We start from the raw sequence: 24001 nt of genomic DNA, 5'->3' as shown, positions 1-24001 counted from the left end.
CTCCGCATGAGCAGGGACTGCCCCAGACCGGTCGTGCCTGCGCAAGGCCCAGGACGCTGTGTGCGCATGTCGTCCATGCCCCGCCAGAGCAGGGCCCCAGGACCGTTGCGCGAGCAGGGCGCAGGCCCGCGTGGGTGCAGGACGTCCATGCCCGAGCGTGCAGGCCCAACCCGGGCCTGACTGTGCAGCAGGCCCCCCGGGCCCTCGCCTGCACGGAGCCCACGCCCCGCGTGCGCAGGCAGAACCCCGGGCCCCGCGTGGGAAGGCCGGACCCCAGACGTTACGTCTGAAGTTCCCCAGGTCCCACGCGCAGGTTCCCCCAAACCCCCGCAGCCAACCCGCCCCCCTCGCCCCGCCCCCAGCTCAGCCCCGCCGGCCGCCAGAGCGCGCCTCAGCCGCGCCAGAACCGTCCGAGCGCGGGCTTGGTCACGCCAGGCCTGCCAGAGTGCGCGGGCCCAGTCGTACCGCCCCCGCCAGAGCGCGCAGGCTCAGCCGTACCGAGCCCCCCGGAGCGCGCGAGCCCCGCCCTACCGACCCCACCAGCACGCGCAGCCTCAGCCATGCCAAGACCGCCAGAGGGCGGCGTACGCGCCGTTTGCGGAGACCAGTTCGTCGTGGCTGCCCAGTTCGCTGATCCGGCCGTCCTCGACGACCGCGATCACATCGGCGTCATGGGCGGTGTGCAGCCGGTGGGCGATCGCCACGACCGTGCGGCCGTCCAGCACCCGGGCCAGCGAGCGCTCCAGATGACGGGCCGCCCGCGGGTCGAGCAGGGACGTCGCCTCGTCCAGCACCAGGGTGTGCGGATCGGCGAGCACCAGCCGGGCCAGTGCGATCTGCTGAGCCTGAGCGGGCGTCAGCGTGTGGCCGCCCGAGCCCACCTCGGTGTCCAGTCCCTTGCCCAGCGCCCGCGCCCAGTGGTCGGCGTCCACCGCGCCGAGCGCCGCCCACAGCTCGGCATCGTCCGCACCGCTGCGCGCCAGCAGGAGGTTGTCGCGGAGCGAGCCGACGAAGACGTGGTGTTCCTGGTTGACCAGGGCCACCTGTTCGCGGATCCGCTCGGCCGGCATCGCGGAGAGCTCGGCCCCGCCCAGGGTGACGCTGCCGACCCGGGGACCGTAGATGCCCGCCAGGAGCCGGCCCAGTGTCGACTTGCCCGCGCCGGACGGTCCGACCAGCGCCAGCCGGGTCCCCGGACGGACCCGCAGCGAGACCTCCCGGAGCACATCGACGCCCGCGCGGTAGCCGAAGCTCACGCCGTCGGCATGGACGTCCCGGCCGTCCGGGAACCGCTTCGCATCGGCTGCCTCCGGTTCGATCTCCCGGACGCCGACGAGCCGCGCGATCGACACCTGGGCCACCTGGAGTTCGTCGTACCAGCGCAGGACCATGCCGACCGGCTCGATCATCATCTGCGCCAGCAGCGCGCCCGTCGTCAGCTGCCCCGCGGTGATCCAGCCCTGGATGACGAAGGCTCCGCCGAGCAGCAGTACCGAGCCGAGGAGCAGCACATGTGTCAGATCGACGACGGGGAAGAGGACCGAACGCAGGAAGAGGGTGTAGCGCTCCCACTGGGTCCACTCCCGGACCCGGCGTTCCGACAGGGCGATCCGGCGCGCGCCCAGCCGGTGGGCCTCGATGGTGCGTCCCGCGTCCACGGACTCGGTGAGCGCCGCGGACACCGCGGCGTAACCGGCCGCTTCGGAGCGGTAGGCGCTCGGCGCCCGTCGGAAGTACCAGCGGCAGCCGGCGATCAGCAGCGGCAGCGCGATCAATGCGGACAGCGCGAGCGGCGGCGCGGTCACCGTCAGCCCGCCCAGCAGCAGCGCCACCCACACCACGCCGATGGACAGCTGCGGCACGGCCTCGCGCATCGCGCTGGAGAGCCGGTCGATGTCGGTGGTGATGCGCGACAGCAGGTCGCCGGTGCCGGCCCGCTCCAGGACGCCCGGCGGCAGCGCCACGGACCGTACGAGGAAGTCCTCGCGCAGATCCGCCAGCATCCGCTCGCCGAGCATCGCCCCGCGCAATCGGACCATGCGGACGAACACCGTCTGGGCGGCCAGCGCCGCGGCGAACAGCGCGACGGTGCGCTCCAGTTGGAGGTCCCGGGACCCCGCGGACAGCTTTTCGACGACTCCGCCGAGCAGGTACGGGCCGGCCATGGAGGCGATCACTGCGGCCGCGTTCACGACGACCAGCAGGGTGAACGCCCTGCGGTGGCGACGGATCAGCCCGCCGACATAGCTGCGGACCGTCGCCGGTGAGCCGACGGGAAGGGTGGTGAGGGTCTGCGGGGCGTCCGGATCGTGCTCCGGCGGCGCCAGGCCGATCATGCGGTCTCCTCGGTCTGGCCGGCCGACATCGCCGGCTCGGGGTCCGATGCGCGGGTGACGATCGCGCGGTAGGCGGGGTGGCTGTGCAGCAGTTCGCGATGGGTGGCCTCGGCGACGGCCTTTCCCTCCTGGAGGAGCACCACCCGTTCCGCCCGGTCGAGCAGGAGCGGACTGGAGGTGAGCACGACGGTCGTCCGTCCCGTCCTGATCCCCCGCAGGCCGTCGGCGATCCGGGCCTCGGTGTGTGCGTCGACGGCGCTGGTCGGCTCGTCGAGCACCAGCACCTCGGGGTCGGCGACCAGGGACCTGGCCAGGGCGAGCCGCTGACGCTGCCCGCCGGACAGCGACCGGCCGCGCTCGGTGATGTGGGTCTGCATCGGGTCCCCCGAGTCGCCGACGGACGCCTGCGCCAGCGCGGTCAGCACATCGCCGCACTGGGCCGCGGCCAGCGCCTCCGTCGCGCCCACCCGGCCGGATGCCGGTACGTCCAGCAGTTCGCCGAGCGTGCCCGAGAGCAGCATCGGGTCCTTGTCCTGGACGAGTACGGCCTCCCGGGCGGCGTCGCGCGGCAGGTCGTCCAGCGGGGTGCCGCCGAGCGCGACGGAGATCAGCCCGGTGCCGTCACCGCCGTCGTCGTCGTGATGCGGCGGGTGGCCGCCGAGGCGTTCGGCGAGCCGCCCCGCGCTGTCGGGGTCGCCGCAGACCACCGCGGTCAGCCGGCCGGCCGGGGCGGTCAGGCCGCTGACCGGGTCGTGCAGATCGCCGGTGGGCGCCGCCCCCGGGTCTGCGTCCTGCCCGGTGGCCGTGGTTGCCTTGAGGCCTGCGCCCAGCCCGGTGATCGAGGTCGCCCTCAGGTCTGCGTCCCGCCCGCCGGCCGGGCGGCTCTGCGCCAGGACGCGGGCCGTGCGTTTCGCCGACGGTCTGGCGAAGGAGTAGGCCTGGGCGATCTCTTCGAAGTGTCTGAGCGGGAAGAGCAGGAAGGTGACCGCGCTGTAGACGGTGACGAGATCGCCGACGGCGATCGTGCCGTCCAGGGCGAGCCGGGTGCCGTACCAGACCACCGCGATGAGCAGCAGGCCCGGCAGCAGTACCTGGACGGCCGAGATCAGCGACCACATCCGGGCGCTGCGGACGGCGGCCTTGCGTACTTCCTGGGAGGCGCTGCGGTAGCGGCCGAGGAAGAGTTCCTCGCCGCCGATGCCGCGCAGCACGCGCAGCCCGGCGACGGTGTCGGAGGCCAGCTCGGTGGCCTGGCCGGCCTTCTCGCGCTGGGCGTCGGCGCGTCGGGTGGCGTGCGGCAGCAACGGCAGCACGGCCAGTGCCATCACGGGCACGCCGACGGCCACCAGCACGCCCAGTTCCGGCCGGTAGAGGGTCAGCGCCACGGAGACGCCGGCCGCGCTGACCGCGGCGGCACCGAACCGGGAGATCGCCTCGACGAACCAGCCGATCTTCTCCAGGTCGCCGGTGCTGACGGCGACGATCTCCCCGGCCGCCACCCGCCGGGTCATGGCCGAACCCAGCTCCGTGGTCTTGCGGGCGAGGAGTTGCTGCATCCGGGCGACGGCGGTGATCCAATTGGTGACGGCCGCGCGGTGCAGCATCGTGCCACCGAGGGCGATCAGGATGCCCAGAGCCAGGATCAGGCCGCCGGCCAGGACGAGCCGGCCGACATCGCGGTCCACCACGGCCTGCACGGCAAGACCCACCGGTACGGGGGAGGCGGCGATGGCGCCGACGTTCAGCAGCCCCCAGGCGAGGGCCTTGAACTGTCCGCCGAGCTGTTGCCTGCAGAGCCACAGGAGAAAGGCGCCGCCCGTACGGACGTCCGGGACGCCCGGGTCGGGATGCGGAAGGTCGCGAATGTGCATGATGCCCCAGGCGAAGTCGTGGTGGGTGGGCGGCAACAGGCCGTTGCGGCAGGCGAAATGCCCCTCTCGCCCGTCTCGTCTCCGGCGGAGGTTCTGGAAGGTTGGCCCGTGGCGTGGGCTGATTTCAAACGGTTTTTCCGCTGTGCCCCTGCGATCCGGACAATCGTGCGGCGGCCGGTCGGCGGCGGTCGGGTGCCGAACGGCCGTCAGGGCGACGGTGCGACCATGGGGGGCATGCGAACAGCGGGCAGTGCGATGCGGATGGCGGCGGTGGCCGCGGCGGGGCTGGTCCTTCTGGTGGGCTGCGGCGGCGGTGCGAGCGGTGGCAAGGCCGGGGACGGCAAGGGTGACGGCGCGGGCAAGGGGGAGCGCCCCGGCGGCCCGGCCCGTGGCGCGTCGGCCACCACCCACCTCAAGAACATCCCCGAGGTCGGCACCGCCCTGAGGTCGCGGATCCCCGCCGGTTCCCGGCAGGTCGTGGCGGTCTACGGCAAGGACGTGGACTCGGCCGACGCCACCGTCGTCCTGTACGACAAGGGTGCCAACGGATGGGACCAGAACGGACGTTGGGCCGCCCACAACGGCCGGCGCGGCTGGACGGCCGATCACCACGAAGGGGACAAGCGCAGCCCCGTCGGGGTGTTCTCGCTGACCGACGCGGGCGGTGTCCTCCAGGATCCCGGCGCCAAGCTGCCCTATACGCACTCGTCGGCGTTCACCCCGCCGTCGTACTGGTCCAAGAACACCCGGCACGACTTCGATTACGTCGTCGCGATCAACTACAACCGCGTCAAGGGGAGCTCCCCGCTGGACCCGACCCGTCCGCAGGGTCAGTCGAAGGGCGGCGGGGTCTGGTTGCACCTGGACCACGGCAGCGGGACGTCCGCGTGCGTCAGCCTCCCGAAGGCCGGTATGCAGGCCTTGCTGCGCGCCCTCGATCCGGCACGGCACCCCGTGGTGGTCATGGGGGACAAGGCGCACCTGGCGGCCTGAGCGCACGAGGCGGGGTGCGCGTACGGCCGGCAGGTGGAGGGTGCGCGCACCTCAGGCCCAGGGCAAGGCGCCGTGCACCGCGCCCGCATGCGACAAACCCGCGCGCCCAACGCCCGGCGCGTGAACGACATCCGGCGCGCCTCTCCGCCCTCGCAAATCCGCAGGAAAGTCAACGCAACGGTCACCGCTGCCCGAATTCGGAGCTCCCGTGCATCCCCCTTGGATCAAGCTCCAAGATTTCCGGGGAAGTTACACGGACCTCTTTCGTGGTGAACAACAAGCGGCCATAGTGACGGATCGCGGAAGTCCACTTCCGCATCACAGAATCCGTCCATGGAGGAGTGCCCGTGCCGCACGCCACCGCAAGCCTCACCCGCCGCGCAGGCCGCTTCCTGCGCACCAGCCTGTTCGCGCAGGTACTTATCGCCCTGGTCCTCGGCGTTCTCGTCGGACGCCTGTGGCCGCAGGCGGGATCCTCGCTCCAGCCGCTCGGTGACGGCTTCGTACGCCTGATCAAGGCGATGATCGCCCCGCTCGTCTTCTGCGTGGTCGTCGCCGGGATCACCAAGGCGGGTGACCTCAAGGCCTTCGGCCGGATCGGGGTCAAGGCCTTGATCTGGTTCGAGGTGGCGAGCGGCGTCGCGCTCGTCGTCGGCCTGCTGGCCGGTAATGTCTTCGCGCCCGGCGCCGGGATGCATGTCGATCCGGCCTCCCTCGACAAGGGTGCGGTGGACGCCAAGACGGGCGGCGGACAGCTGCCCTCCGCCGCCCAGTTCGTCCTGGAGTCGCTGCCGGACAGCGCCGTCGGCGCCTTCGCCGAGAACTCGCTGCTGCAAGTCCTGGTGCTGGCCTGCCTGGTGGGCGCCGCGCTGCTGCACCTCGGGCAGCAGAAGGTGCCGCAGATCCTGCCGCTGATCGAGCAGGCCCAGGACGTCGTGTTCACCATCGTCGGCTTCCTCATGAAGCTCGCCCCGCTCGCGGTCCTCGGCGCCACCGCCCACCTGGTGGGGGAGTACGGCCTGGGGGCGATGTCGACGTACGGGAAACTGATCGCGGTCTGCTACGGGGTCGCGCTGGTCTTCCTCGCGCTGCTCGGCGGTGCGCTCAAGGCCGTCACCGGGCTGAGCCTGTGGAAGTTCGTCCGCTACACCCGCGAGGAGCTGCTGCTGGCGCTCGGCACCGGCTCCAGCGAGACCGTGATGCCGCGGATGATGCAGAAGCTGCGCGCCGCGGGCTGCCGGGACGATGCGGTGGGCCTGGTGCTGCCGACCGGCTACTCCTTCAACCTCGACGGCGCCTCGATCTACCTCTCGATCGGCACGCTCTTCATCGCCCAGGCCATCGGTGTCGACCTGTCGCTCGGCCAGCAGATCACCGTGGTGCTGGTCCTGATGCTGACCAGCAAGGGCATGGCGGGCGTGCCGGGTTCGGCGTTCCTCGCGCTGTCCGCGACGGCCTCCGCGCTGGGCGTCATCCCGGCCGGCGCGGTCGCCCTGCTGCTCGGCGTCGACCGGATCATGGATTCGATGCGGGTGGCTACCAACCTGCTCGGCAACTGCGTCGCGGTCTTCGCGGTCTCCCGCTGGGAGGGCGCACTGGACCGGGTGACGGCGAAGAAGGTCCTCAACGGCGAACTGCCGGCCACTGCGGCACCCGACCGGTCGGGCGAACGGCAGGAGCGGGGGGCGCAGCGGGCGGAGGCCGAGCCGGTGGAGGCGCGCGAGCCGGCGAAGGTGCGCGAGGCGGCGACCGAGCCGGGCGCCGCCCCCGTCACCGGCCGCGACACCTGAGCGACGGGCCCGGCCGGCGCACCGCCGCCCGCCGGGCCCCGCTCGCACCGCCCGGCCCGCCCGCCGCGCCCGCACCACACCCCGTCAGCCGGACCCGGCCCCCCGTCGGCCGGGCCCCCGCGCCGCCTCCGGCCCTCACTCCTCCGGCTTGGGCGAATCCATCCCCGGCCGGGTCTTCTTCCACAGCCCGCGGGTGAAGTCGGGGATCTCCTGCGGGGCACCGTTCGCCTTGATCGAGAGATCGCTCAGCGGCACCGGCGCGGTCCAGGTCGCCGCGTCATAGACGTCGAAGTCCGGTACGAGGCCCAGCCGCATGCACTGCATCAGCCGGAAGACCAGCATGTAGTCCATGCCGCCGTGCCCGCCGGGCGGATTGGCGTGTTCCTTCCAGAGCCAGTGGTCCCACTCCGCGTACTTGGCGAAGTCGCCCCACTCGTCGTTGTTCTGGTCCGGCTCGAGGTAGATCCGCTCCGGGTAGTCCTCGAAGAGGCCCTTGGTGCCGCCGAGGCTGTTGATCCGGCTGTAGGGGTGCGGGGTGGAGACATCGTGTTCCAGCCGGATCACCCGCCCCTTGGCGGTCTGTACGAGGCTGATCGTCCGGTCGCTCTCGATGTACGACTCCTTCCAGCTGGGGTCGTTCGCCGGCATGTGCTCCTTGCGGTACTTGGCGAGGCCGAGGGCGGGCGTGCCGACGCTGGAGATGCGTACGGCGCGGTCCCCGCGGTTGATGTCCATGTAGTTGGCGACCGGGCCGAAACCGTGGTTGGGGTAGAGATCGCCGCGCAGCCGGGTGTGCCACAGCCGCCGCCACGGCCCCTCGTAGTACTTGGGGTCGAACATCAGGCCGCGCAGATCGTGGATATACGCACCGGCGCCGTGCAGCAGATCGCCGAACAGGCCCGCGTGCGCCATCCGCAGCACCCGCATCTCGTTCCTGCCGTAGCAGCAGTTCTCCAGCTGCATACAGTGTCTGCGGGTGCGCTCGGAGAGGTGGACCAGCTCCCACAGCTGGTCCAGGCGCAGCGCGATGGGGCATTCGACGCCCACGTGCTTGCCGTTGAGCATCGCCGTCTTCGCCATCTCGAAATGCCAGTCCCAGGGCGTGGCCGTGTAGACGAAGTCGATGTCGCTGCGCGTGCAGAGGTTTTCGAAGTCGTGGTCGCCGTTGGTGTAGACGGCGGGCGCGGGCTGGCCCGCGGCGGTGACCTTCTTCGCGGCCTTGGCGGTCTTGTCCTTCACCGGATCGCACAGGGCGACGACGCGGACGCCCGGCATCGCGAGAAAGAGGTCGATCATGCTGCCACCGCGGTTGCCGAGCCCGATGATGCCGACGCGTACGGTGCTGCGCCGCTCGAAGGGCACCCCGATCATGGTCCTGGCCTTGGTGTCCGGGGACGCGGCGGCGGTCGCGGAGCCCGCCGCCGCGGGTGCGGCGGCCGCGGCCGTCCCGGACGGCAGGCCGCCGAGTCCCAGTCCGGCGCCCGCCGCACCGGCGGTCCACAGGACCGAACGACGGCTGGGACCCGCCTCGTTGTGGTCGTGGTTCTGCGATGGTGCCTCGTTCATCGGTCCTCCAGGGGAGCGGTGGTGTGCCGGGGCATACGTGAACCTCGGTCAGGACCCTGTCGGCCGACGGCCTGAGGCACAAGAGGGCCGATTGGACTCTTGATGCGGCACTCTTGGATTCTTTGCCGCAATCCCGGACGGCTCACGGCAACTCCGCAGATCCTGCCGCCGGTGCCTTTCGCAAGTCGCTGAAATGCCTTGCAGAAAGCCTTGACGCGTCCGCGCGGTAAACGGCAGGCTCCGAGGCGAATCCCCCCATGGCGGCCCGGCGCGTGGCTGCACTCGTGGGCGCGGTGCGTCCTGCCGTGCCCCATGATCAAGGAGCCGGAAGATGCAGCAACGTTCCCGTGTGCTGGGCGGGGCGCTGGCCGGAGTGCTGGCCGCGGCCGGCCTGGCCACCTTCGCGCCGTGGTCCTCGCAAGCCGCCCCACCCGGCGAAAAGACCGTCACCGCCACGCTGTTCGAGTGGAAGTACGCGGATGTCGCCAAGACCTGCGGCGATCAGCTGGGCCCGGCCGGCTACGGCTATGTCGAGGTCTCGCCCGCCTCGGAGCACATCCAGGGTGACCAGTGGTGGACCTCGTACCAGCCCGTCAGCTACAAGATCGCCGGACGGCTGGGCGACCGGAGCGCGTTCGCCTCGATGGTCAGGGCCTGCCACGGCGCGGGCGTCAAGGTCATCGCCGACGCCGTCATCAACCACATGGCGGCCGGATCCGGTACGGGCACCGGTGGCACCCGGTACAGCAAGTACCAGTACCCGGGCTCCTATCAGGACCGGGACTTCCACGGCTGCCGGAAGAGCATCTCCGACTACACCAACCGCGACGACGTCCAGAACTGCGAACTCGTCGGGCTCGCCGACCTCGACACCGGCAGCGACCACGTCCGCACCACCCTCGCCAGGTACCTCGACGACCTGCGGTCGCTGGGCGTCGACGGCTTCCGGGTGGACGCCGCCAAGCACATCTCCGCCGCCGACCTCGCCGCCATCAAGGGCAAGATGCACGACCCGGGGTACTGGGTGCAGGAAGTCATCTCCGGCTCCGGCGAGGCGGTGCGGCCCGAGGAGTACACCGGCACCGGCGATGTCGACGAATTCCGCTACGGCAGCCACCTCAAGAGCGCCTTCCAGAGCGGCAACCTCGCCCAGCTGAAGTCCGTCGCGGACGGCAAGCTCGGCAGCGACCAGGCCCGCACCTTCGTCGACAACTGGGACACCGAGCGCAACGGCTCCACGCTGACCTACAAGGACGGCGCCGCGCACACCCTCGCCGAGGTCTTCATGCTGGCCTCGCCCTACGGCTCACCGAACGTCTACTCCGGCTACGAGTGGTCCGACAAGGACGCCGGACCGCCCGGCGGCAGCGGCGGCTGGACCGGCGAACACGCCAAGCGGGCGATCACCGGGATGGTGGGGTTCCGCAACGCGGTGGGTTCGGCGGAGCTGACGGACTGGTGGGACGACGGCGGCAACGCCCTCGCCTTCGGCCGCAGCGGCAAGGGTTTCGTGGCCCTCAACAACGGCGACGCCGAACTGCGTCGCACCTTCGCGACCTCGCTGCCCGCCGGCTCGTACTGCGATGTCGTCGCGGCCGCGCCGTCCTCGTGCGACGGCCATACGGTCACCGTCGGGGCCGACGGGAAGGCCGAGCTCTCGGTCCCGGCCAAGGGAGCGGTGGCGCTGCACCTCACGCGCTGACGAGCAGGTGACCGCACCCGCCGGCCGGAATCCCCCCGACCGGCGGGCGCGGACCGGCGGCGTACGAAAGGGGCGGACGCCGTGAGCCAGGTGGGACTGTGCGGGCGTTGGCGCTTACGGCCAGTCACATCAGACGCTTGCTGTCCCTAGGGCGTGTCCGCAAAGTCCCGGCTGGCTCGCGGCGCTCTCCCAGCTACCGCTGGGAGGTGCCCCCTGGTGCGGTGGAGCCGGGCCCGGACACACGCTGCCGGCTCCACTGGGCGGACCTCTCACATGCCGAGCCACCAGAAAGGGCAACCGCACATAACCGAAGCCCCCTTCGCGCCGTCAACGCCTGCGAGAACGGCTCTGAGCGGGGGCGATGGGGTGCCTCGGTTCGTTGTCGATCATTCCCATGGTGTTCGCGTGGTCGATATACCTGTCCGCTATGTCCAGTTGGCCGCGAACGTACAGCCAGTTTGGATTGCTGGAGTCCTTGGTCAATTCCGCAGTGATCCAGTCTTCAAGCAAGCCGGCGCCGCGGACTGTCGCTACACAGTGAATGAATTTCGAAATATATTTTCCGGGGCCGTGCGTGTCCCATGTGTACCTCTCTCCTGCGGGACTGACATCCACTTCGACGCCGAGCCGCAGAGGAGTGATGTCCACCGACATGCGAGAAAGGCGTTCGTAGATATTACTCACATTATCCAGGGCCAATTTGATCGAGTTGTCGAAACTCTTCATCTGGCCGTTGGCGCTGGAAGTCAGAATAGTGAGATTCGCGGACCGCCGACCGTCCCCACCGAAGGACGCATTGACCAGATGTCCGGCGATGAAGGTCTCGTTCGTATACGTCGCGCGGGCGTCGACGATGGCCGGCGGCAGCTGGGAATTGGCGTCGCTTCGCTGATCCGAGAATCCGCGCGGGCCCAGAATCACGTGTCCTCGCGTACCTCCGCCGCGCCCGAACGTGGGACCGTACGTGGGTAACTGAATGTGATGCACATGCGGCAGTGTCGAGACACGTATGCGTGGCGGGCGGGCAGACGATCGGCCGGAGTGGCCTCCGTCCCTTGAGGACGACCCACGTCCCCCGGCCCTCTGTACCGTGTGACCGCCCCGGAACAGCCCTTCACCTTCCCCCACGTGCTCGCCGCCCTGCGCCCGCAGATGCCCGGCCTGAAGCAGCATCTGCACCACCGCCGTATTTCCGACAGCGCTCTGCGAAGCGAGCATCCGTTGTACGGCCGTGCCGGTGGAAGCGGAAGCCGCTCTCGGTCGCTCAGGCCCGCGAACCCTGTCGGACTTGGAGTTCTCCTCGCGGTTCAGGGCCATCTGCGTTCCTCCGGAGTCAACGGGCGAATCGTCCTTCATCACTCTTGCACGCTCAACGGACGCGCCCCAGGGACGCAGGGGCAGAGATGTGGAACGAACGGGCAACAACCCAGATGCTGCCCGTGCCCAAGAATCACGCACCTACGAGTCGTCGTTCGGACCTCGGGTTGAGCAAGACTCCGGTCGCCCGGTCGCATCAAGGCGTGGCCGACGACCACGAAGGTGCGCTCGGGGACGTCGGCCCGCCTGCGCTCAGAGGGCGGGGCGGGTGGCTCGTTCCAGCGCCAGGAGGACCGAGTAATAACCTCGGCCCTCCGTCGCGTGGTCCATGCCGATCTCGCACATCCGGTTCGCCGACAGATGCGCGTCGAAGTGCCGCGCGGTCACCTCGGCCGCCTCCTTCGCGGTGGCCGACTCCGTGAGCTCCCTGTGCAGCATTCCCCGGTCACCGGCGAAGGCGCAGCAGCCCGCGTCGTCCGGCACCACGACCTCCCGCGCACACGCCTCGGCGACCCGGCGCAGCTGCGCCTCGGCCCCCAAGTGCTCCAGGGAGCAGGTGGGATGGAGCACCGCGGAGCCGACCGGGCGCACCGTCTCCAGCCGCGGCAGCAGTTCCTCGGCGGCCCAGACGACCGAGTCGACGACCGTCAGTTCGGCGTGCAGCGCGGCATTGTCGGGTGTCAGGTAGGGCACCACCTCCCGGGCGAGACCCAGGGTGCACGAGGACGCGTCCACCACCAGCGGCAGACTGCCGCCGGCCGTCCACCCCCAGGCCGCCTCGACGATGCGGTTGGCCATCACCGCGCTGCCGCGCTCGTACCCCTTGGAGTGCCAGATGGTGGCGCAGCAGGTGCCGGCCACGTCCGACGGGATCCACACCGGCCGTCCCGCCCGCCGCGACACCGCCACCACCGCCTCCGGCAGCGACGGCCCCCGAGCCCCCGCGGGTCCGCCGAAGATCCGGTTCACACACGCCGGGTAGTAGACCGCGGCCGCCCCGGTCCTCCGTGTCGCGGGCAGCGTACGGGCGGCCGCGCCGGGGATCCGCGGGAGCCACTCGGGCACCAGATCGGGGCGTACGGCCTTCCGGGCGGCCCGGGTCAGCGACGCCGTCAGCCGGTCGCCGAGCCGGTCGGCGGCGGCCACCGCCAGCCGTGCCGCCGTCTCGACGGCCCTGAACCGCCGGGCGGTCTGCGCGGCGGCCCACTCCTCGCGCGGTGAGTGGCGCCGGTGCCGGAAGTCCTTCATCAGGGCGCCGGTGTCGATCCCCACCGGGCAGGCCAGTCGGCAGACCGAGTCGCCGGCGCAGGTGTCCACCGCGTCATAGCCGTACGAGTCCAGCAGCGCGGCGGTGACGGGGGAGCCCGGCGGCTGGCGCTGCATCTCGCGGCGCAGCACGATCCGTTGGCGGGGCGTGGTGGTCAGATCGCCACTGGGGCAGGCCGGCTCGCAGAAGCCGCACTCGATGCACGGGTCGGCGCGGGCCTCGGTCCGGGGGATGGTCTTCAGCCCGCGCAGATGCCCCTGCGGATCGCGGTCGAGCATGATGCGCGGGGCGAGAATGCCGTGCGGGTCCACGGTCTCCTTGATCCGCCACATCAACTCCGTTGCCCGCGGCCCCCATTCGAGCTCCAGGAAGGGTGCGATGTTCCGGCCGGTGGCATGCTCCGCCTTCAGCGATCCGTCGAAGCGCCGGACGGCCAGCCGGCAGAACGCGTCCATGAAGGAGGCGTAGCGCGCCACCTCCGCCGGTTGCGCCGCGTCGAAGGCGAGCAGGAAATGCAGATTGCCGTGTGCGGCATGGCCCGCGACCGCCGCGTCGAAGCCGTGCCGCACCTGCAGTTCCAGCAGGGCCGTACAGGCCTCGGCGAGCCGGTCCGGCGGTACCGCGAAGTCCTCGGTGATCAGCGTCGTACCGGACGGCCGGCTGCCGCCCACCGCGGTCACGAACGCCTTGCGGGCCCTCCAGTAGCCGCCGATGACGGACGCGTCCCGGGTGAAGGCGTTGGTGACGGACGCGACCGGAGCGACCAGCTCCAGTTCCGTCAGTACCTGGGCCGCGGCCTCTTCGTAGGCCTCCTGGGCGGCCTCGTCGGGCGCCCGGAACTCCACCAGCAGCGCGGCGGTCTCCTTGGGCAGCGCCGCCCAGTCGGCCGGCACGCCCGCCACGCTCACCGAGGCGCGCAGCGTATTGCCGTCCATCAGCTCCACGGCCCGCGCACCCGCCTCGTTGAACCGCGGTACGGCCGCGGCCGCGGCACGCAGCGTCGGGAAGAACAGCAGCGCGCTGGAGGTGCGGCGGTCCAGCGGCACCGTGTCGAAGACGGTCTCGGCAATGAAGCCGAGGGTGCCCTCGGAGCCGACCGTCAGGCCGCGCAGGATCTCCACCGGTGTCGCGCCGTCGAGAAAGGCGTCCAGGCGGTAGCCGTTGGTGTTCTTGATCCGGTACTTGGCGCGGATCCGGGCCACCAGCTCCCGGTCCGCCTCGATCTCCGCCTTCAGCGCCAGCAGGCCCGCGCACAGCGCCGGCTCGGCCCGCGCCAGTTCCGCGTCGGCATCCGGCTGCCCGGTGTCCACGATCGTGCCCGACGGCAGGACGAGGGTGACCGAGGCCAGCGTCCGGTAGGAGTTGCGGGTGGTGCCGGCCGTCATCCCGGAGGCGTTGTTGGCGACCACACCGCCCAGGGTGCAGGCGACGGCGCTGGCCGGATCGGGCCCGAGCAGCCGGCCGTACCGGGCCAGGGTGGTGTTGGCGCGCAGCACGGTGGTGCCGGGCCCGATCCGGGCGCGGGCGCCGTGATCGAGCACCTGGATCCCGCTCCAGTGCCGGCGGACGTCGACGAGGATGTCCTCGCCCTGTGCCTGGCCGTTGAGCGAGGTTCCGGCTGCCCGGAAGACGACGTTGCGGCCCCTGCCGTGTGCGTAGGAGAAGACCGCGGAGATGTCGTCGAGGTCCTCGGCCACCACCACGACCTGCGGGACGAAGCGGTACGGGCTGGCGTCGGAGGCGTAGCGGACCAGGTCGGAGAGCGTGTGGAGCACCTTGTCCGGGCCGAGCAGCGCGATCAGTTCGCCGCGCAGCGGCTCGGGGGTGCCCGAAGCCCGTGGACCGGCCACCCGGTCGTGTGCGGGGCTGCCGGTGGTGGTGGGGCGCAGGGTCTGGGGGTTCGGCTCCAGCAGGGGCATGGCGGCACTCCTCCGGTTGACTGCGCTGTGACTCCGCGTCAGCTCAATGCGGTCGGTCCGGTCCGTCGACCAGGGTGGACAGCAGGTCGCCGAGCACCTCGCGCTGATCGGCGTTCAGGGGGGCCAGGATCTCCTCCGCCGCGGCCCGGCGCGCGCTGCGCAACGCGCGCAGCGTGGATCGGCCGGTGTCGGTCAGCTCGATCCGTACCACCCGGCGGTTGGCCGGATCGGGCACCCGGCGCACCGCGCCATGGGCCTCCAGCGCGTCCACCAGGGTGGTCACCGCCCGGGGGACGACCTCCAGCCGCTCGGCGAGGTCGGCCATCCGCGGCGGGGTGTCGCGGTAGTGGTCGACGATCCGCAGCAGCCGGGACTGCGCGGGGGTGAAGGCGATGTCCAGGTGCTCCAGGTGGTGTTTCTGGGCGCGGTGCATCCGGCGGGTCAGCCGTACCAGCTGCTCGGCGAGGTTGGTGGTGCTGACCGTCGGCTCGGGGGAGGGCATGGCGCGAGGATAGCCGATCGCAGGACTTTATTCATTGTGAGCATAGGTAACAATGAGCTAAGCTCCACGATGCTTGTCCCCGTACCCGCCCCTCCGCAGTTCCTGCCCCGCGGATCCACCACCCCTCGAAGGAGCCCATGCGCAGCGACGAACCCCAGTGGACCCCACCGCCCAAGGACCCGGAGAAGCCGGTCCAGCTGCGGCGGATCCTCGCGCTCTTCCGCCCCTACCGCGCCCGGCTGGCTCTCGTCGGCCTGCTCGTCGGCGCCTCCTCGCTGGTCTCGGTCGCCTCTCCCTTTCTCCTCCGCGAGATCCTGGACGTGGCGATACCCGGCCGGCGCACCGGACTGCTGACCCTGCTCGCCCTCGGCATGATCGCCACCGCGGTCACCACCAGCGTCTTCGGCGTCCTGCAGACCCTGCTGTCCACCACCGTCGGCCAGCGCGTCATGCACGACCTGCGCACCGGCGTCTACGCCAAACTCCAGCGGATGCCGCTGGCCTTCTTCACCCGCACCCGCACCGGCGAGGTCCAGTCCCGGATCGCCAACGACATCGGGGGGATGCAGGCGACCGTCACCTCCACCGCCACCTCCCTGGTCTCCAACCTGACCTCCGTCATCGCCACCGTCTGCGCCATGCTCGCCCTCGACTGGCGGCTGACCGTCGTCTCGCTGCTGCTGCTTCCGCTCTTCGTCTGGATCAGCCGCCGGGTCGGCAACGAACGCAAGAAGATCACCACCCAGCGGCAGAAGCAGATGGCCGCGATGTCCGCGATGGTCACCGAATCCCTCTCGGTCAGCGGCATCCTGCTCGGCCGCACGATGGGCCGTGCCGACTCCCTCACCCAGGGCTTCGCCGACGAGTCCGAGCGCCTGGTCGGCCTGGAGGTCCGCGCCAACATGGCCGGCCGCTGGCGGATGGCCACCATCGGGATCGTGATGGCCGCCATGCCCGCGCTGATCTACTGGGCGGCCGGCCTGGTCCTCCAGTTCGGCGGCCCCGTCTTCTCCCTCGGCACCCTGGTCGCCTTCGTCTCGCTCCAGCAGGGGCTGCTGCGGCCCACCGTCTCGCTGCTGACCACCGGCGTGCAGATGCAGACCTCGCTCGCGCTCTTCCAGCGCATCTTCGAGTACCTCGATCTGCCGGTCGCCATCACCGAGCCCGCCGAGCCGGTCCGCCTCCCGGCGCCGCGCGGCGAGATCCGCTTCGAGAACGTCCGGTTCTGCTACGACCCCGAGGCCGCCCCCACCCTCGACGGCATCGACCTGACCGTCCCGGCCGGCGGCAGCCTCGCCGTCGTCGGACCGACCGGCAGCGGCAAGAGCACCCTGAGCTACCTCGTGCCGCGGCTCTACGACGTGACCGGGGGCCGGGTCACCCTCGACGGCACGGACGTGCGCGAGCTCGACTTCGACACCCTCGCCCGCTCGGTCGGCGTGGTCTCCCAGGAGACCTACCTCTTCCATGCCTCGGTCGCCGACAACCTGCGCTTCGCCAAGCCCGACGCCACCGACGAGGAGATCGCCCGCGCCGCCAGGGCCGCCCAGATCCACGACCACATCGCCGCCCTGCCCGACGGCTACGACACCCTCGTCGGCGAGCGCGGCTACCGCTTCTCCGGCGGCGAGAAACAGCGCCTCGCCATCGCCCGCACCATCCTGCGCGACCCGCCCGTCCTCGTCCTGGACGAAGCCACCAGCGCCCTGGACACCCGCACCGAACACGCCGTCCAGCAGGCCATCGACGAGCTGTCCGCGGGCCGCACCACCCTCACCATCGCGCACCGTCTCTCCACGGTCCGCGACGCCGACCAGATCGTCGTGCTGGACGGCGGCCGGATCGCCGAGCGCGGCACCCATGACGAGCTGCTCGCCGCCGAGGGGCGCTATGCGGCGCTGGTACGGCGTGACGCACACCTCACTACGGCCGACGATCAAGCGATGGCCCCGTAAGTGACTCACGGGTAAGGTCGGAGTCGCGGCGGCCAGTTCACTGGTCGGGGTGGCCGCCGCACCCACTCCTCGGCCGCCCGGCCGGCCGTCGCCGTTCCCTTCGCTCTCCCACCGTCCCTCCGATCCGGGAGCTCTCCGTGGCAGCCGACGACCGTTCCGCCCGCGCCCTGGCCCGTCTGCTGGCGGGGGCGGGGACCCTTCACTTCCTCGCCCCGAAGCCGTTCGACGCCCTCGTGCCCCGGCACCTGCCCGGCAGCGCCCGCACCTGGACGTACGCCAGCGGCGCCGCCGAACTCGCCGTGGCCGCCGCGGTCGCCCTGCCGCGCACCCGCCGGGCCGGCGCGCTGGCCGCGGCCGGCCTGTTCGTCGCCGTCTTCCCGGCCAACCTCAAGATGGCCCACGACTGGCGGCACCGCCCCGCGCCGCTCAAGGCCCTGGCCTATGCGCGGCTGCCCGGGCAGCTCCCGCTGATCGGCTGGGCCCTGCACACCGCCCGCGCGGCCCGCGCGACCCCACCCGCGCCGCGCCCGTAGCGCCTACCCTGCCTGGCATGACGACGCCTCAAGAACGCTCCGACCTCCCGCAGTTCGTACTCGGCTTCCCCGGGCCGCTGCGCGACCGGCTGGTCCGCGCGGTGCTCTCCGGGGCCAAGACCACCACGACCGGTTTGCTCATCGAGTACGAGCGCGACGGCGAACCGCTGCCGACCGCCGGCCAACGGTCGGTCCTGCCCGACTCCGCCGGCCGGCCGGTGGCCGTGATCGAGGTGACCGGGGTGCGGGTGGTGCGCCTGGCCGAGGTCGACCGGGCGCACGCGGTGGCCGAGGGCGAGGGGCATACGACGGTGGCCGCCTGGCGGGCCGCCCACGAGGACTTCTGGCACGGCCCGGACGTGCGCCGTGAACTCGGGGACCCGGAATTCACCGTCGACGATGACACCTTGGTCGTTCTCGAGCGCTTCCGGGTGGTCGAACGGCTGGAGGGCGGGAGCGGGGACGGGGCGGGCGGCGGGGCGGCTCGCGAAGGGTGAGGTGGGCGGGAACCGGGACGCCGGGGCCCGGGATCGCGCGCCTCGGACGCCCCACCCGGGGAGCACGGAGCCGGCGTGGGTCAGAGCGCGACGATGTCGACGGCATCGGCCATGGCGCGGTAGCCCGCATCGTCGGGGTGCTTGTGGTCACCGCTGTCATAGACGGGCGCGAGCGCGTCCGGGTCCGCCGGATCGGCCAGCGCCGCGGCGAAGTCGGCCACCGCGTCGAACTCGCCCGAGGCGCGTATCCAGTCATTGACCTCGCGGCGCTTCGCCTCGGCGGCGGGTGTGTGGTACTCCGACCCCTTGAACGGCAGGATCGTCCCTCCGGTGATCCGCACCCCCGCGGCACCCGCCATATCGATCAACTCCCGGTATCCGGCGATGATCTCCGCGACCGAGCGATCCGGATTGGGCCGGTACGTCGGCAGTTCGATCTCGCTGAAGCCGATGTCGTTGAGGCCCACCAGCACCACCACCGAGCGCACGCCCGGCTGGTCGAGCACATCGCGGCGGAAGCGGTCACCGGCCCGGTCGCCGAACCACGCCGAGTCGGCCAGCAGCAGATTCCCCCCGATGCCCTGGTTGAGCACGGGGCGTGGGGTGCCCCGGTCGGCCAGCCGCTCGGCCAGCGCGTCCGAGTAGCGGCGGTTGCCGTCGATGGTCGAGGCGAACCCGTCCGTGAGGGAATCGCCGAAGACCACCACCGTGTCGTCACGCGCCGGACCGCCGTCGGCCAGCTCCACAGCGGCGAGGTAGTACCAGGACACCGACGTCTCGCTGAACACCGTCGGGTCGGCCGCCGTGAGCCGGTCGCCCGCGGCCCGATAGGCGGTGGCGTACGCCTGGGCGTGGAACGAGGCGGGGCCGGTGGGCCGGGCGAAGTACAGCGACACCGTCAGCGACTCGAACGGTGCCACGCTCACCTCCGCGGCATCGCTGTAGACCTCACCGCCCGCCGGAATCCGCACCGCGTCGGCCCCGCCGAAGGTGAGCCGGCGCACCGTGCCGCCGTACTCGGCCGCGCCGTGGTCCGTACGGGCGATCGTGGCACCCGCCACCTCCAGCGGGGTGCTCCCGTAGCGGTGGGAGAGCTTGATACGGGCGGAGGTGCCGGAGCCGGTGACCCGTACGACCTGGCGCACGGTCTGGTCCGCGAACCCTTCCAGCGCCCAGTTCTTGTGGAAACCCTCACTGGGGCGCTGGACGGCCGCGGCCCAGCCGGCCTTCCAGGAAGGGGAGGGAGCCGGGGCGGGGGTGGTGTGGTGGCCGTTCATGATCTGCGTACCTCTCTGTCGTTCGCCGGAGGGCGATGACAGCGAGTCTGCGGGCGGGCGCGAGGGCTACCCAGACCTCTGGCCCTGGTACGCATCCGATGCCTACCAACACCAGGGTCACCTTCCCCCCACTTCCGTCCTCTTCGCTTTCCCTCCTCTTCCGTCGCCGTGCCGACGAGGGGGCAAAGGTGCGGACCGCCTTGGCCGTTGCGCCCGTGATCTCGCAGGTCAGGCCCGGTCGATGAGGGCGTCGGTCAGCGTCATCAGGCGTTCCCGGGCTTCGGTGTCGTAGGCCTGGGGGTGGGCCCGGGCCTCGGTGAACTGGTCGAAGTAGCGGCCCGTCGTGTCGGCGAGGTCAGGGTCGAGGAGCAGCCGGACGGTGGGGCGGACCCCCTCGTCGACGTCGGTGACCGGTGTCAGGCCGTACTCGCGCACTCCGCTGGTGTCCATCAGGTGGGCCGGGTGGAGTGTGTTCACCGTGACGCCGGTGCCCGCCAGTTCGGCGGCCAGGTGGAAGGTCGCCATGATCAGCGCGAGCTTACTCCTGCAGTAGGCGCGCAGCCCCTCGTAGTCCCGCTCCAGCATGATGTTGTCGAAGTCGAGGGCCTCCTGTCCCATCGAGGCGACGTTGATCACGCGGGCGGGCGCCGAGGCGGTGAGCAGCGGGAGCAGGTCGCGGGTGAGGGCGTAAGGAGCGAGATGGTTCACGGCGAAGCGCAACTCGTAACCCTGGTGGCTCAGTTCGCGGGTGTGCGGCTCGGCGCCGCCGCCCGCGACGGCGTTGTTGATCAGGCCGTCGAGCCGGGGTTCCGCCGCCCGGATCCGGGCGGCCATCGCGTGTACCTGGTCGAGGTCGGCCAGGTCGGCGAGGTAGGTGCGGACGGTGGTCCCGGGAGCGGCGGCCCGTACCTCGCTCGCCACCCTGTCGAGACGGGTGCGGTCGCGGCCGTGCAGCAGGACGGTGCCGCCTTGGGCCGCGAGGTCGAGGGCGAGGCCGCGGCCCAGGCCCTGGGTGGCGCCGGTGATCAAGGTCGTGCGTGGATTCATGACGACCAGTCTGGCGGGCGGGCGCGGGGGCGGGAGTGTGTGCTGAGCCTGGTGTCGTCACCACCAGATACCCCTGCCGGGGCCGTCCGCGGGGGTGAGCGCCGCGCCGGGATCTTCTTCGCACGCCCGGTCTCCACGGGGCGCACCCGGGCCCGCCGGGCGCTCCGGCAGGGTCTCCCGGAACCGGTCCCTCGCGGAGGCATCGCCGGTACGGTGGACCTCCGCCACGGGCCTGCGCCCGTCTCTTCGGATTGCGAGAAGTCCGATGAATAAGACTGTAGCCGACACCTATCTGGCCGCGGCGGTGGTGGTGCACGAGGCCTGTGTGCTGATCGTGCGCCGTAGCTACCGTGAGCGCTTTCTGCCCGGCGCGTGGGGCGTGCCGTGCGGGAAGCTGGATCGCGGGGAGTCCGCCGCGAGCGGCGCCCTGCGGGAGCTGAAGGAGGAGACCGGGATCCTCGGCACCATCGTCGCGCACACCGGGGCCTCCAGTTTCCTGAGCGACTATCAGGGCCGCCGTGTCCACAACCACCAGGAGAATTTCCTGGTCCGCCCGCTGACGCTGGATGTCGTACTGCCCAGCGCAGACCAGGCCTACCGCTGGGCACGGCCTGCCCAGCTGGCCGGGTTCGGGGTGGACGCCTACAACCTCGAGGTGATCCGCCAGGCATGCGGCGGCCGGCTGGACGCCGCCGGGCAACGTGCCATGACGGGCCGCTTCGGACGCCTGGGGCCACCCCCGTTCAGTAGCCCAAAGAGCCTGCCAGAGAGTCGAGTTCGGCAAGGTAGACGGCCGGTGGCAGCGGAGTCTTGGGCGGCGGATCCGCCCGCTCGGCGCCGACGGCCCTGAGGAGGCCGCGGGGCCGGTCCCCGTCGCCGACTTGGTCCCGGTCGCCGATCCGGTCTCCGGCTCCGATCCGGTGCCCGCGGCCGTCCGTGGCGGAGCCGCTGTCCGTGGCTGGGCCGCCGCGTCCGGCGGCGAGGCCACGGACAGCGGCTCCGCCGTGCCCGACGCCTCCGCCGTTCCGGATACATCCGCTGTTTCCCCCGTCGCCGCTGTCCCTGACACCGCTGCTGTGTCTGACGTAGACATCGGTCACCGACCGCTGTGGGACGGTCTCCAGGAACAGCGTCACCGTCGGCTCCTCGCTCACCACGCGATGCAGCGTACGGGCGGCCAGGCCGTAGCTCCGCCCTGTCCCGTACCGTTCCGTGCACACCAGCCGCAGCCGGGCGTCCCCGACCCGTCGCAGCCGCCAGGCGCCGCCGGGACCGTCGATGGTCTCCCGGTAGGCGGTCGCGGGCACGCCGTTCGCGGCCGGTTCGTAGCACTCCATCCGGACGCGGCCGCGCACCACCGCCGAGGCGATCGCGCACCGGTGGTTGTGGATGTCCTCGGGGGCCGCGCCGGTCCCGCCGTGCCAGAAGTGGAGCCGCAGCATGAACCGCGGCGCACCGGCCAGCAGCAACAGCTTGTCGAAGCCCAGCACATGGCGGTACGAAAGGCGGCTGCACTCCGCCAGATCCAGATCACCGGCGGATAATCGCCGCACCAGCGGACCCAGCGTGTCCGGGTGTGCCAGTTGGGCGGTCACCGCGCGCGCCGACTCGGGCGACGGCGGCTCCGGTCCGCCGCCCAGCCGCTCCGTCAGCAGCCGCCGGGCTTCCTCGACCTGCATGCGTCTGACTCCCCTCTGCCGCCCCCGACCGTTCCGCCCCTGACCGCCCCGTCCCCCGACACCTCCCGCGCCCGGCCGCTTCCGTGCCCCGGCCACTTCCGTGACCCGAGGCTCCCATGCCCGAGCCCACCCGCGTCCGACCACCTCCGTGACCCGACCCTCCGTGCCCCGACCCTCCGTGCCCAGCCCACCACCATCAGGCCATGAGCGGTACCGTCCTCAGGCCCCCGGCCCCCTCACTTTCCGGCTCACCTCAAGGCCGGTAGACCATCAACGCATGCCGCCGCAGCACCGAAAGGCCCTGATACGCCATCCACACCGGGTGTCCCATGGGCCCGTCGTCCCACCGCCACACCCCGCCTCGCTGCATTCCGTGCACCCGCGTCACGGCAGTGGTCAGCTGTGCCTCCCATGCCGGCAGCCCCACCTCCTCGGCCGCGACCTTGCGGGCGCCGTCCGTCATCAGCGCACGGGCCACCCATGCGGCCCCGAAATGCCGTACCGACAGCAGCTCTTGATGCAGCGGGTCCTCCTGATCCGGCCGCCGCACCTCTTCCTGGCAGTTCTGCAGATCACCGATGCCGCCCGTCGGGGTCGCCGGGCCGGCCAGCAGCCAGCGCAGCCCCTCCTCGCGCACCGTGCGCTGCCGCTCGTCCTCGCCCAGCACGCGTGCGGCCCGGTCCAGCGCCACCACCGCCCGCGCGGTGTGCGCGGCGGACGGTGCCGGGTTTCCGCGGCCGGTGGCCAGCGCGGCGCCCCAGCAGCGGTGGTTGCCGCGCGCCGGATCGGCCGTGGCGCCGTTGACCAGCACCTCGCGCAGTCCGTCCAGGGCGGTGGAGCCGGGCGCCGCCCGGAGCAGCCCGCGCAGGACATTCGTCACGACATAGGTGTTCGCCAGCCCCGATGCGTCATGGTCGGGATCCCACAGCACCTCGCAGGAGCGTATTTCGGCCTCCAGCAGCCGCGGATCGGCGCCGGCCCGCGCCAGCGCGCCCAGCACGATCGCGGACACCTCGGGCCGCGCCCCGCTGCCCTGGGAACGCGCGGCCCAGCCGCCGCCGGGCAGCCGCAGCCGCCACAGCGTCTCGGCCACCTGCCCCGCCCGTATGCGGCCGTCGTACGGCGCGATGTCGAGCAGCAGATGGAGCCCGTACGCCGTACCGAACGCCGTCGGGTGCACCGGTGGATCGCTCTCCGCGAGGGAGTGCGGCCAGCCGATGAGCGGGCCGTGCCCGGCCACCTCGATCACCGAGAGGCCGCGCCGCAGCGCCTGGTAGGTGCCGTCCATCAGCTCGGGAAGCGATCCGGCGGGTGGGGGAGCCGGGGCGGGCGGTGGTGCGGCTACGGCGGCGGCCGTGGCCCGGGTCCGCAGCAGGGCCGCCGCCAGCCACACCACCACACCGACGCCGACACCGGCGGTCGCCGCCACGCAGTAGCGCGCCGCCTCGCCCGCGAGACTCTGCGGCAGGATCCCCAACAGCGTCTGGAACACGGCGAACGCGGCGGCCGGGACGCCCAGCCGGCCCAGCCACGTCAGCAGCCGGGTGGGCGCGGAGTCCGGCGGAGCGGCAGCGGGCGGGGGCGTGGGCTCCGGTGCGGGTGAGCGGCCTGCCGCGCCGGATCGCCGTGGTGGTAAGCCCTGCCGCAGCATCATCTGCTCCCTCCCCCCGGGGCGCGCACCCCCGCACCGCGTGTGCGAAAGGCATCCCGATCAGTGTAGGAATCCCCACTGACAACGGGGTCGCACACC

The 24001-nt window shown here is 71.8% G+C and carries 17 protein-coding genes; 7 read left to right on the top strand and 10 right to left on the bottom strand.

The annotated features are described in order from the left end of the window. Window positions 1-554: 554 nt before the first annotated feature. On the bottom strand, window positions 555-2336 hold the full coding sequence (locus Scani_RS13510; protein WP_159474346.1) for an ABC transporter ATP-binding protein: 1782 nt from the start codon (window positions 2334-2336) through the stop codon (window positions 555-557). Beyond that, the gene (locus Scani_RS13505; protein ID WP_159474343.1) at window positions 2333-4207 is read right to left on the bottom strand and encodes an ABC transporter transmembrane domain-containing protein; all 1875 of its coding nucleotides are present in this window, start codon (window positions 4205-4207) and stop codon (window positions 2333-2335) included. The genes Scani_RS13510 and Scani_RS13505 overlap by 4 nt, the downstream gene beginning before the upstream one ends. Window positions 4208-4432: 225 nt before the next feature. On the opposite strand from Scani_RS13505, the gene Scani_RS13500 reads away from it, so the two are divergent. Continuing rightward, entirely contained in the window at window positions 4433-5200 is a 768-nt protein-coding gene (locus Scani_RS13500) for a hypothetical protein (RefSeq protein WP_167538079.1), read from the top strand. A gap of 347 nt (window positions 5201-5547) precedes the next feature. Next, a complete protein-coding gene (locus Scani_RS13495) occupies window positions 5548-6990 on the top strand; it encodes a cation:dicarboxylate symporter family transporter (RefSeq protein ID WP_159474340.1) in 1443 nt (480 codons plus the stop codon). Between the two features lie 135 nt (window positions 6991-7125). On the opposite strand, the gene Scani_RS13490 is transcribed toward Scani_RS13495, so the two are convergent. Further along, on the bottom strand, window positions 7126-8556 hold the full coding sequence (locus Scani_RS13490) for a Gfo/Idh/MocA family protein (protein WP_159474337.1): 1431 nt from the start codon (window positions 8554-8556) through the stop codon (window positions 7126-7128). 331 nt (window positions 8557-8887) lie between these two features. Between Scani_RS13490 and Scani_RS13485 the strand changes: the two genes are divergently transcribed. Further along, on the top strand, window positions 8888-10258 hold the full coding sequence (locus tag Scani_RS13485) for an alpha-amylase (protein ID WP_159474334.1): 1371 nt from the start codon (window positions 8888-8890) through the stop codon (window positions 10256-10258). A gap of 327 nt (window positions 10259-10585) precedes the next feature. Here the strand turns inward: Scani_RS13485 and Scani_RS13480 are convergent, their stop codons facing one another. The 3 genes from Scani_RS13480 to Scani_RS13470 all read right to left on the bottom strand — a co-directional run bounded on the left by Scani_RS13480 (window position 10586) and on the right by Scani_RS13470 (window position 15263). Next, the gene (locus Scani_RS13480) at window positions 10586-11179 is read right to left on the bottom strand and encodes a hypothetical protein (RefSeq protein ID WP_159474331.1); all 594 of its coding nucleotides are present in this window, start codon (window positions 11177-11179) and stop codon (window positions 10586-10588) included. A gap of 648 nt (window positions 11180-11827) precedes the next feature. Further along, window positions 11828-14761, bottom strand: coding sequence for an FAD-binding and (Fe-S)-binding domain-containing protein (locus Scani_RS13475; protein ID WP_159474328.1), 2934 nt, complete (start codon window positions 14759-14761; stop codon window positions 11828-11830). A 43-nt stretch (window positions 14762-14804) separates the two neighbouring features. Continuing rightward, window positions 14805-15263 (bottom strand): MarR family winged helix-turn-helix transcriptional regulator, encoded by a 459-nt coding sequence (locus Scani_RS13470; protein WP_159474325.1) that lies wholly within the window; start codon window positions 15261-15263, stop codon window positions 14805-14807. Between the two features lie 137 nt (window positions 15264-15400). Between Scani_RS13470 and Scani_RS13465 the strand changes: the two genes are divergently transcribed. From Scani_RS13465 to Scani_RS13455, 3 genes are all read left to right on the top strand, one after another. Beyond that, window positions 15401-17218 (top strand): ABC transporter ATP-binding protein, encoded by a 1818-nt coding sequence (locus tag Scani_RS13465; RefSeq protein ID WP_159474322.1) that lies wholly within the window; start codon window positions 15401-15403, stop codon window positions 17216-17218. 137 nt (window positions 17219-17355) lie between these two features. After that, complete coding sequence (locus Scani_RS13460) at window positions 17356-17751, top strand: DoxX family protein (RefSeq protein WP_159474319.1); 396 nt, start codon at window positions 17356-17358, stop codon at window positions 17749-17751. Between the two features lie 17 nt (window positions 17752-17768). Then, on the top strand, window positions 17769-18248 hold the full coding sequence (locus tag Scani_RS13455) for an ASCH domain-containing protein (protein ID WP_159474316.1): 480 nt from the start codon (window positions 17769-17771) through the stop codon (window positions 18246-18248). An 80-nt stretch (window positions 18249-18328) separates the two neighbouring features. Here the strand turns inward: Scani_RS13455 and Scani_RS13450 are convergent, their stop codons facing one another. Both Scani_RS13450 and Scani_RS13445 read right to left on the bottom strand, forming a co-directional pair. Next, window positions 18329-19525 (bottom strand): GDSL-type esterase/lipase family protein, encoded by a 1197-nt coding sequence (locus Scani_RS13450; protein ID WP_159474313.1) that lies wholly within the window; start codon window positions 19523-19525, stop codon window positions 18329-18331. Between the two features lie 228 nt (window positions 19526-19753). Beyond that, window positions 19754-20572 carry an SDR family NAD(P)-dependent oxidoreductase gene (locus tag Scani_RS13445; RefSeq protein WP_159474310.1) on the bottom strand — a complete coding sequence of 273 codons (819 nt, stop codon included), beginning with the start codon at window positions 20570-20572 and terminating at the stop codon, window positions 19754-19756. A 265-nt stretch (window positions 20573-20837) separates the two neighbouring features. On the opposite strand from Scani_RS13445, the gene Scani_RS13440 reads away from it, so the two are divergent. Further along, window positions 20838-21422, top strand: coding sequence for an NUDIX hydrolase (locus tag Scani_RS13440; RefSeq protein WP_159474307.1), 585 nt, complete (start codon window positions 20838-20840; stop codon window positions 21420-21422). On the opposite strand, the gene Scani_RS13435 is transcribed toward Scani_RS13440, so the two are convergent. Both Scani_RS13435 and Scani_RS13430 read right to left on the bottom strand, forming a co-directional pair. Then, window positions 21316-22251, bottom strand: a complete 936-nt coding sequence (locus Scani_RS13435; protein ID WP_159474304.1) for a hypothetical protein — start codon at window positions 22249-22251, stop codon at window positions 21316-21318. The genes Scani_RS13440 and Scani_RS13435 overlap by 107 nt on opposite strands. 253 nt (window positions 22252-22504) lie before the next feature. Continuing rightward, window positions 22505-23905 (bottom strand): hypothetical protein, encoded by a 1401-nt coding sequence (locus Scani_RS13430; protein WP_246295765.1) that lies wholly within the window; start codon window positions 23903-23905, stop codon window positions 22505-22507. Window positions 23906-24001 lie beyond the last annotated feature (96 nt).

It is taken from the genome of Streptomyces caniferus (assembly GCF_009811555.1).
GTDB classification, from domain to species: Bacteria; Actinomycetota; Actinomycetes; order Streptomycetales; family Streptomycetaceae; genus Streptomyces; species Streptomyces caniferus.
This window is presented reverse-complemented; position numbering and strand designations above follow the sequence as displayed.